At 66.8% G+C, this 9,374-nt stretch carries 8 protein-coding genes and 4 pseudogenes; 9 read left to right on the forward strand and 3 right to left on the reverse strand.

Going from position 1 to position 9,374, the window contains the following annotated elements:
- The first annotated feature begins 211 nt into the window (after positions 1–211).
- Complete coding sequence (locus tag FCI23_RS32445; protein ID WP_136727597.1) at positions 212–748, forward strand: hypothetical protein; 537 nt, start codon at positions 212–214, stop codon at positions 746–748.
- A gap of 696 nt (positions 749–1,444) precedes the next feature.
- Positions 1,445–1,789, forward strand: a pseudogene (locus tag FCI23_RS60375) (integrase); the annotation flags it as partial.
- Between the two features lie 140 nt (positions 1,790–1,929).
- On the opposite strand, the gene FCI23_RS32455 reads toward FCI23_RS60375, so the two are convergent.
- Complete coding sequence (locus FCI23_RS32455) at positions 1,930–3,021, reverse strand: integrase core domain-containing protein (protein WP_136727598.1); 1,092 nt, start codon at positions 3,019–3,021, stop codon at positions 1,930–1,932.
- Between the two features lie 73 nt (positions 3,022–3,094).
- Here FCI23_RS32455 and FCI23_RS32460 point away from each other — a divergent pair, with 73 nt between their 5' ends.
- From FCI23_RS32460 to FCI23_RS32480, 5 genes and pseudogenes are all read left to right on the forward strand, one after another.
- On the forward strand, positions 3,095–3,760 hold the full coding sequence (locus FCI23_RS32460; protein ID WP_136727599.1) for an HAD family hydrolase: 666 nt from the start codon (positions 3,095–3,097) through the stop codon (positions 3,758–3,760).
- 222 nt (positions 3,761–3,982) lie between these two features.
- Positions 3,983–4,714 carry an HAD family hydrolase gene (locus tag FCI23_RS32465; RefSeq protein ID WP_136727600.1) on the forward strand — a complete coding sequence of 244 codons (732 nt, stop codon included), beginning with the start codon at positions 3,983–3,985 and terminating at the stop codon, positions 4,712–4,714.
- Positions 4,715–4,829: 115 nt separating this feature from the next.
- A pseudogene (locus tag FCI23_RS32470) lies at positions 4,830–5,684 on the forward strand (IS5 family transposase).
- A gap of 16 nt (positions 5,685–5,700) precedes the next feature.
- Entirely contained in the window at positions 5,701–6,348 is a 648-nt protein-coding gene (locus FCI23_RS32475; RefSeq protein ID WP_136727601.1) for a LysE family translocator, read from the forward strand.
- Between the two features lie 175 nt (positions 6,349–6,523).
- Complete coding sequence (locus FCI23_RS32480) at positions 6,524–6,925, forward strand: YunG family protein (protein ID WP_136727602.1); 402 nt, start codon at positions 6,524–6,526, stop codon at positions 6,923–6,925.
- Positions 6,926–6,936: 11 nt separating this feature from the next.
- Here FCI23_RS32480 and FCI23_RS32485 read toward each other — a convergent pair.
- Positions 6,937–7,206: pseudogene (locus FCI23_RS32485) on the reverse strand (ATP-binding protein); the annotation flags it as partial.
- Positions 7,207–7,226: 20 nt separating this feature from the next.
- Here FCI23_RS32485 and FCI23_RS32490 point away from each other — a divergent pair.
- A pseudogene (locus tag FCI23_RS32490) lies at positions 7,227–7,493 on the forward strand (ATP-binding protein); the annotation flags it as partial.
- Between the two features lie 147 nt (positions 7,494–7,640).
- On the opposite strand, the gene FCI23_RS32495 reads toward FCI23_RS32490, so the two are convergent.
- Positions 7,641–8,621 (reverse strand): phosphotransferase, encoded by a 981-nt coding sequence (locus FCI23_RS32495; RefSeq protein ID WP_136727603.1) that lies wholly within the window; start codon positions 8,619–8,621, stop codon positions 7,641–7,643.
- 541 nt (positions 8,622–9,162) lie between these two features.
- On the opposite strand from FCI23_RS32495, the gene FCI23_RS32505 reads away from it, so the two are divergent.
- A partial coding sequence (locus FCI23_RS32505) for a hypothetical protein (RefSeq protein WP_136727604.1) occupies positions 9,163–9,374 on the forward strand: 212 nt, incomplete at its 3' end.

Raw genomic sequence — 9,374 nt, forward strand, 5'->3', positions numbered from 1 at the left:
GGCTGGCTCTCCCCTGGCAGCCAATTGATCCAACAAACCGAAGCAGACCAGCCGTTAGGTTGACACGTTTGAACGAGACTGCAAGGCTGCGCCTCCGCCAACAGCGGTGCCTGATGTCAGGCATCCTCGCAGTTGCCGCTCGCGTCGAGCCCTGGTTCCTGATGGGACCGCGCCCGCGTCAATCAACTTCTCACCATTGGATCAGACAACCATGCGACCTTCTTACCGGGCACTTGTCGCCTTCACCTCTTCCATGGCTCTCGGCCTGCTGGGCGTCGGGGTCACTGCGGCGCCCGCGTCAGCAGCCGGATGCTACGGCTACACCTGTCACGGCTACGACATGTACCACTTCGGCTGTACCTACACCTCCACCACGTCGGCCGCCGCCGTCGACAAGCGAACCGGCGTGATAGTCGGGTACGTGTATAACCGGTACTCCAAGGGTTGCAACTCCAACTGGGCCGAAGCGCAGCTCACTCCCGCCGGGGTGGCGGCCGGGGACACCCTCATCGCACAGATCGTCACAACGGACAGCAAGGGCAACAGCGAGGTCATGAACGCCCCGGCAGTCGGTAACGGTAACCAGGGCGCGCTCACGGAGGCCGCCGGCCAGGATTACTCCGGAAGCGCCAGCATCTACACCGATATGGTCGACGGAACCAACCTGACATATTCGTACGCCCTCGTGACCTCCCCCTCTGCCGGAGGAATGCTTGTGAGCTACGGCACTGGAGAGGCCACGCAGTAAGGGCGGTCCAGGTCAGCTTTGCACTGACACAGCCCCACGCCCAGTGCCATAGCTGGGTGGGCCGCGCGCGTGTCCAGTTGGGCGATACGCCGTGACCCCTCAATTCCTCGGCGCAGGGCCTGAGCAGGTGGGCCGCAGTCCTCGGTCCCACGCTTCTGCATGTGGATCATGATGGTTCTTCGAGATCCCAGAAAAACCATCATGGTCTGTGCGGGTCTGTTGGCCCCGGCTGCCTGACTGATCCGAAAAGGGTGCGGCTCGATTTGAGGGTCGGCGATCAGCGGGGGTTTCGCGTTCCGGAAGGCCGGTAAGTCCTTTGTGGTGAGGGGGTAAGTTCGGCGTGGCAGCGTCGGTGGCATAGCGGGGAGGGGCGCGTGGAGTAGGGGCTGCTGGCGCTGTTGAAGCAGCATGAGGAGGCTGTAGGTGCCAGAGACCTCATCCGCGCTGGTCAGTGAGCATGTGGGCGCTGTTGTGAGGCCCGGCCAGTCGAGCGTGACGGTGGAGGTCTCGCTTGGTGATTGCCTGCTGGTTCCGGTCGGCATCAGGATGGTCCGGTGCTGCTGCGACTGTGCGGGTGCCGATAAATCATCCGGCCAGGTCAGGAGCTTGATCGTCCATGACATGGTCCTCTGCTGCCGCGCAGTTCGTGCCCGTATTGTTCACGTGGACGGCGGTCGGGCGGCATCGTGATCTGTCGTGCTGCTTCGCCTGGCCTACCTCGCCGTGACCAACACCTTCACGCTTCTGCGGTTGCTGCCGATGAGCGAGCGGGACAAAGACATCGAGATCCTCGCGCTGCGGCACCAGCTGCTGGTCCTGCAGCGCCAAGCCGGCAAGCCCGCGTTCACCGACACCGACCGCGCGGTGCTCGCCGGCCTGCTCCACCATCTTCCGACGGACAAGCTGCGCCAGCTCGTGCTGCTCGTAAGCCCGGACACGATCTTGCGCTGGCATCGCGACCTGCTCAAACGGCGCCACGCCGCGACCTGCGCACCGAGGCAGCGCGGACGCCCGCCCACCGTCCGATCCATCCGCGCCCTGCCGACCTCCCCGGCTGGGTCATCCGGGACCGCCCACCCCGCACCGCCCCGATCAAGACCAAACGCCCCAGCCTGCGCTACCAAACCCGCAGCTCGGACGACCCCGGAACCCTGCGGGTGCCGATTAATCATCCGTCCAGCTCAGGCGGCATGTTGGTACTCGTGGAGGGTTCCGCCGAGCCGATCTCGTCGGTGGATGTCCAGGGGTGCGATCTGTCCTGTATTGCTGGTCGGTTCGGGCAAGGGGCGGAGGGGAGCGGCTTGGTGCAGGGTCCGGTGCGGGCGGTGCTGGTTGTAGAACGACTCGAACTCGGATAGGGCGTGGAGTAGGTGGCGCTGGTTCCCTATGAGGGTGTGGTCCAGCAGCTCGCGCCGGCAGGTTTGTACCCAGCGCTCCATGATGGAGTTCATGCGAGGCATTCGGATGCCACAGGTCACCACGCGCAGGCCCGCGTCCTGTAACACAGCATCGAAAGCCGCGGTGAATTTCGAGTCCCGGTCACGGATCAGGAACTTCGCTCTTGCGCCCGCGTCCTCCAGGTCCATGATGAGATTGCGCCCCAACTGCACCACCCAGGCTGCGGTCGGATGCGCGGTAGCGCCGAGGATCCGGATGCGCCTGCTGGCGTGCTCGATGACTGCGAAGACGTACAGGCGCGCTCCGGTCAGGGTGCGGGTCTCGAAGAAGTCGCAGGCGAGCAGCGCGTCCGCCTGGCTGTGCAGGAAGTCGGCCCAGGTGGTGCCCTGGCGTTCCGGGGCGGGTGGGATGCCGTGTTCGCGGAGGATTTCCCAGACGGTGGAGGCGGCGACCTTGATGCCCAGCGCCGCGAGTTCACCGTGGATTCTGCGGTACCCCCAGGAGCTGTTCTCGCGTGCCAGGCGAAGGACCAGGGCGCGGATCGAGCGGACGGTGGGCGGGCGTCCGCGCCGCCTCGGTGCGCAGGTCGCGGCATGGCGCCGTTTGAGCAGGTCGCGATGCCAGCGCAAGATCGTGTCCGGGCTTACGAGCAGCACGAGCTGGCGCAGCTTGTCCGTCGGAAGATGGTGGAGCAGGCCGGCGAGCACCGCGCGGTCGGTGTCGGTGAACGCGGGCTTGCCGGCTTGGCGCTGCAGGACCAGCAGCTGGTGCCGCAGCGCGAGGATCTCGATGTCTTTGTCCCGCTCGCTCATCGGCAGCAGCCGCAGGAGCGTGAAGGTGTTGGTCACGGCGAGGTAGGCCAGGCGCAGCAGCACGACAGATCATGATGCCGCCCGACCGCCGTCCACGTGAACAATACGGGCACGAACTGCGCGGCAGCAGAGGACCATGTCATCGACGATCAAGCTCCTGACCTGGCCGGATGATTTATCGGCACCCGCAGTGCTCGTCGACAGCGAACGCATAGCCGTGCGCGTCTATGTCGCCCTGGGCGCCGAGCTGGGGTGGCCGCTGACCGAAGCCGAGGTGATCGAAAAGTTCATCGGCCGGTCGATCGTGTCCAACTTCGAACAAATCACTTCCCGAGTAGGGCCGAGCCGGGCCGCGCTCTGGCAGGAAAGGTTCGGGCAACTCCACCGCGCGGCCGTCGATGCCGAACTCACCCCGGTCGACGGCATCCTCGAAGTCCTCGACACCCTCACGCTTCCCAGCTGCGTCGCTTCAGGCGGCCGCCACGACACGATGCGCCACACCTTGGGCCACACCGGGATCTACCCATACTTCGACGAAGGCCGCATCTTCAGCGCCAGCGAGGTCGCTCACGGCAAACCGGCTCCCGACCTGTTCCTGCACGCCGCCAAGCAGATGGGCGTCAACCCTTCGGCTTGCATCGTCGTCGAGGACAGCAAATACGGGATCCAGGCAGCCCGCGCAGCCGGCATGCGCGCCCTTGGCTACGCCGGCGGACTCACACCCGCGCAATGGCTCGAAGGACTGAACACCACGGTCTTCGACGACATGCGCGAGCTCCCGAGACTCCTCGCAGAAGCCTGACTGACCATGACTCAGCGCGCTATGGCCCCTATTACACACCGACCAGCCGAATGCAACACCCCCCGACATCGCCATGGCGAACGCAGCATCCATGGCAAACCTGCTCAATGACTACACGGACCCACCTGCACACGACCACTGTGACCTGGACAGACATCCCGAAAGGAGATCGCGATACCTGCCTTCTGGCGTCAGGGACAGGCACCACGAGATGATCATCCTATGGCAGATGTGATTTTCTTCGATCTGGACGGCACCCTGGTCGATCACCGAAGCGCGGTCTTGGAAACGATCGGCCAGATCGTCCAGGCCGCGCCGAACGCGACGGCTCCACCGGAGGAGCTGGTGACGTTGTGGTGGACGCTGGAGGCGCGCCACATGCGGGAATACCTGGCCGGTCAGTGCTCCTTCGCTGAGCACCACCGACGCAGGCTCCGTTCCTTCCTGCCGATGCTCGGCGAGCCGGTTCCGACAAGTCCCGGCCGTCTGGACGCCTGGATCGCCGAGCGCTACCTCACCGTGTTCGAGGAGTCCTGGCGGTGCTATCCCGATGTCCAGCCATGCCTGGAGAACCTGAAACGGCTTCCCCGAGGACCGCGTCTGGCTGTTCTCACCAACGGGGACCCCGAGCAGCAGCGCGCCAAGCTCGTCCGCTTCGGCCTCCTCGAATACTTCGAAGCCGTCCTGACCCCGACCGAGCTCGGTGCGGCCAAGCCCGTCGCCTACGCCACCGCCTGTCGGCGGATGCGGACGGACCCCGCGCAGGCGGTCAACGTGGGCGACATGCTGGAAAGCGATGTAAACGCAGCCGCCCTCGCCGGGCTCACCGGCATCTGGCTGGACCGCGGCATCGACTTCGTCACCGGTGGACCATCGCCGACGGCAGACGAGACGGTGCTCCGCATCGAACGGCTCACCGACCTCCCCGATCACCTATCACGCACGAACGCCTGACCGGCTCTCACGGCCGTCGTAAGAACGTCCGCCAGTAGGCATGGCCGGGGGGTAGTCGGACAGGCGCGGCGTCCCGATAGTGGAGTTGCTGACGCTCTGCGACTGGGGAGGGGCCGTGCCTGCTGTTCCAGCATGCATCCTGGAGCCGCTGCGCGAGGAGTTCCTTGCGCTGCTGCCTGTGCATCGCGGTGATCATCCGTGAGGGTGTCACAACCCGCGTATCGCCGATGACTTGGTCTTCGACCGGCTGATCCTGGCCTTGGTATCCGGGATGGGCTACGAGCGAGTGGCCCGGACCAGGTGTGCTCGGCGACCACGATCCGTCGGCGCCGGCGACCAGTGGATCGCCGCCGGCGTGGGCGAGGCACTGCGCCTGGCGGCGTTGGCCGCCTACGACCGCATGGTCGGCCTGGAGCTGGAGCACCTGGCCGCCGACGGATGCCAGACCAAGGCGCCGTCCGGCGGGGAGTGCGCGGGAAAGAGCCCGGTCGACCGCGCCAAGCAGGGCGTCAAGCGCTCGCAGCTGACCGAGGCCTACGGCATCCCGCTGGTCATCGACCCGGCCCCGGCCAACATCCGCGACCACACCCTGCTCCCGGAAACCTTGGACCACTTCAGCGAGCTCGCCAAGGACCTCGGGCCGCTGCCGGAGCATCCGACGCTGAGCCTGGACGCGGGCTACGACTACCGGTGTGTCTACGACGACCTGGCGGACCGGCGGATCACCGCGAAGATCGCCAGGCGAGGCGAGCAGACACCGATCCAGGCGGACGGCCGTTGGGTGGTGGAGCGGACGAATTCGTGGCTGAACAACTTCGGCAAGCTCCGCCGGTGCACCGAACGCCGCCGGGCCTGTGCGGAGTTCTTCATCGCCCTGGCCGCCACCATCGTCACCATCCGTAGCCTGGTTCGACGCTCCTGGTTCCTTTACCGCTGGGACACCCGCCCTCGCAGCCCCCGCATCCGTTGATTTAGGCTGACCGCACATGGGAGCCGCAACTGCATTCTGGTCCTTCGCCGTGGTCGTGGGTCTGCTGACCCTGACTCCCGGCCTCGATACCGCGCTGATCCTCCGCACGGCCGCCCGGGGGCGACGCCGTGAGGCATGGGGCGTCGTGCTCGGCATCCAGACGGGAACACTGATCTGGGGGACTCTGAGTTCCCTCGGCGTCACGGCCCTGCTCGCGGCCTCGCACGCCGCATATGACGCTGTACGCCTGGCCGGTGCCGCATACCTGCTGTGGATGGGCGCGCTGATGCTGTGGAGCAGCCTGCGCCGACGCCACGGCGTGGCGGAGTCCCACGCCGCCGAGGGGGAGCGGACGGGCGCGACCGCCGGGCTGTCATCGGGCTGGCGACGCGGGGCGCTGACAAACGTGCTCAATCCTAAGATCGGCGTGTTCTACGTCGCCGTCCTGCCGCAGTTCATTCCGGCCAGCGCGCCGCACCTGGCCATGGGCGTGGCACTGACATGCGTGCATGTCGGAGAGGGCCTGGCCTGGTCGTCAATCCTGGTGGCCTTCGCACAGGTTCTGCGCGGTTGGCTGCGGCGCCCGGTGGCGCAGCGGGTGCTCGACCGGATCACCGGCACGGTCATCGTCGGCTTCGGCGTGAAGCTGGCCATCGGGGACTGACCGCGGAACCCAGAGGGTCGCGCCCCTATCTCGAGTGCCTGCTGCCTACTGGCGGACGCTCTTTAGTGACAGATACGGCGACCAAGTGACAACTATCTCGACCAGTCACAGTAGGACGGGCCTCCGTTGCGACTGCGCCGTCTGCGATGTCAGTGGTGGCTGCGATGCTGCCGACGTGACCCCTTGGAATCTGCTCGACCTCGACAAGGCCTTGCGAGCCTGTTGGGCCGCCGACACCTGCTCGCCCGACGACCGGGCCGACTGGCAGCCGCGCAACCCGGCCTGGGGCCACTGTGACATCACCGCCTTGATCGTCAATGACATCTTCGGCGGCGACCTCATGGTTGGCGAAGTGCACCTCGACGGGGACCAGCATGGCTTCCACTGGTGGAACCGATTGCCCAGCGGTGTCGAACTCGACCTGACGCACGAGCAGTTCCAGCCGGGCCAGACCGTCACCGCGACCCGTGTCGTCGAACGCCCGCCGGGTCCCCTGCCCCGCCGTTGGGACGAGTACCTTCTCCTGCGCAAGCGGGTCATCGAGCACCTCGGTCATCTGCCGGAGCCGGCCGGGTGAGCCGGCCAGGATCAGCCCGGCTGGTTCAGCGGGACGACGCCCTGGCCGGTGGTGGCCTGGGTCAGCCGCAGGCTGGAGCCTTCAGTCGAGACGATGTGGGCGTGGTGCAGGAGCCGGTCGACGGCGGCGGTGGCCGGGGTCTTGGGCATGATCGAGTCGAAGCCTGACGGGTGCAGGTTCGAGGTGACGATCACGGACCGCCGTTCGTAGGCGGCGTCGATGACGCGGTAGAACGCCTCGGCGGCGGCCTGTCCGGAGGGCAGCATGCCGATGTCGTCCACCTATGCGGATATCCGCATAGGTGGACGAACTCGGCTACATGGAACTCGACCGTCACGGCGCCGAACTCCTCTTCCAGGTCCTGACCGAACGCGAGGAGAAGAACAGCGTCGCCATCGCGTCGAACGAATCCTTCGGCGGCTGGACCAAGACCTTCACCGATCCACGCCTCTGCGCAGCCATCGTCGACCGCCTCACCTTCAACGGCACGATCATCGAGACCGGCACCGACTCCTACCGCCTTGCCAGCACCCGAGCCCGAGCCGAAGAGCCCGCGACGGCCAGCTGAATCCTGAGGGTTCAGTCTCGACGGCCAGTCGCCCTCACGGGCGGCGGACCCTCCCACGCGCTTACGTCATTTCGGAGGATCCCATCTGGCTTCTTGTGGCCGACAATCTCCGAGATCGCCCAGCCCTGGACGACGCAGGTTGCATCTTCAACTCGCCTGAACCATCGCCAGCGCCTCGTTCAGGTGATGCTCGGCGATGCCCTGCATGAACTCCCGATTGGGGAAGTCCCCGTCGAGCAGACGCAGCGGACCGGCCGTCAGCGACAGATGCTGGGTGAGTTTGTAGAGCGCGAGGCGGTCCTCGTCGAGGGCATCCACCGCCAGCTGCTGGTACTGGCTGTCGGTATGGCGGAGGCGTAGGAACACGTGCTCCCACTCGACGTCGAAGTACAGCAGGTCCTCGATGTCGATCACGACGGGATAGCCATCTCGGTCGACCATGACGTGGTCCAGGCCCAGCTCGCCGTGGACGACGGAATACTCGGCGCGCGGCCGCACCGCCGCAGTCAGCTGGCGCAGCTGCTCCTCCAACTGGTTGCGGGCGTCGGCGATCCTGTGGTCGCGCGCGGTCGCCTCGGCGAGGCAGCGCAGCGCGAAAGCGAGCGCGGCCTGCTCACACGAGGCCGACCGTGACGTGCCGCCCGCGTCGATCAGGGCCACCTTGCCGAAGGACGGCGCCCGGTGCCCCCGCATCATCGCCAGGCTCTCAGCGAGGCGCATCATGGTCGGCTCCGCGGCCTGCGGGTCGCGGATGCGCAGGTCCATCAGGTCCCCGCAGGGCACGTCCTCGACGATCGCGAGGTCGGCCGGGTAGTGGGTGCGGTCACGGTCGACCAGATGAATATTAAGGACCCGAAGGCCCAGCGCCTCCAGCCGCGCGTGCGCCGCCTCGAACAGGTCGAGCCCGATGCCGGGCGAGAACGGGTCAGCGAGGTCACCATCGTGCTCGGTGACCGGCCAGTAGTTCTCGGAGTCCTCCCAGAGATAGGCGATCGCCGTCATGGCGTCGTCCATCGTCAGCCGGTACACGCCCTTCGTGGTGCCGCCCGCGACTCGCTCGACCGCCTCCAGCCGTCGCCCACCGCCCAGCGCGGCCCGCGCCGCACCCGCCAACTGGTCCCGCGTCACTTTCCTGGGTGCCACGCCCGCAACCCACCTTCCGCCTAGGTAACTGGGGAACCCTACGCGAGTCATCGTTCAACGCCGAACGATTTGTTCCGAGCCCCAGGCGGCAGGCCGTCCCACGCACCGACGTCATTTCTCGTGAACATTCCCGCGCCCATCGACCTCCAGATGCTGCCGAAAGTGGCGGACAAACGCTGCTGCTGAAAGTGAACGAAGCCAGGCCGGTCACCCCCAGGACGCATACGTCGGTGCAGCCCATCTCGATGACGTGAAGGAACAAGTCGCTTTCGCGGGCCTCGCCGCCTGCGTTGTAGAAGCCGCGTGGCGTCCCCGGTTCTCCGGCGGGATTCATGAGAAGCGGCCACCGCGGGTGTCTTCGCGTCCTGGTCCCTGCACCGGCCCAGGCCGCCCGCGAACCTGTGGCGCCCGCAGAGACCGTCGGCCCGAGCTGCACGAGCGCCGCCAGCCGGACGCAGGGTGCCCCCTCCCGCATGATGCCCCGCCCCCATACGATGATGAGCACCCGATACGGAGGAGGCTCGCAGTGCTGTCGTCGTTCACTGTCCTCCTGCGTCTGTGCGGGCACGTTGCCGGTGCTCTCCTGCTCGGACAGAGCGAGCAGGCCGGGCTGGCCTCATTCGCCGCTGCCGCGACCCTGGTGCTGGTCACCGGGCTGATCACGACCACCCTGCTGACCGCCGGGCTGCTGAGCAGTTGCACGACGCACGCCGGGAGGGACTGGGCGCTGCGGCGCCG

This window comes from Actinacidiphila oryziradicis (assembly GCF_005047355.1).
Lineage (GTDB): Bacteria > Actinomycetota > Actinomycetes > Streptomycetales > Streptomycetaceae > Actinacidiphila > Actinacidiphila oryziradicis.

Coding starts and splice junctions, on each gene's coding strand:
- FCI23_RS32460 (WP_136727599.1), top strand. CDS start 3,095: ATGTCATCGACGATCAAGCTCCTGACCTGGCCGGATGATTTATCGGCA.
- FCI23_RS32475 (WP_136727601.1), top strand. CDS start 5,701: ATGGGAGCCGCAACTGCATTCTGGTCCTTCGCCGTGGTCGTGGGTCTG.
- FCI23_RS32465 (WP_136727600.1), top strand. CDS start 3,983: ATGGCAGATGTGATTTTCTTCGATCTGGACGGCACCCTGGTCGATCAC.
- FCI23_RS32445 (WP_136727597.1), top strand. CDS start 212: ATGCGACCTTCTTACCGGGCACTTGTCGCCTTCACCTCTTCCATGGCT.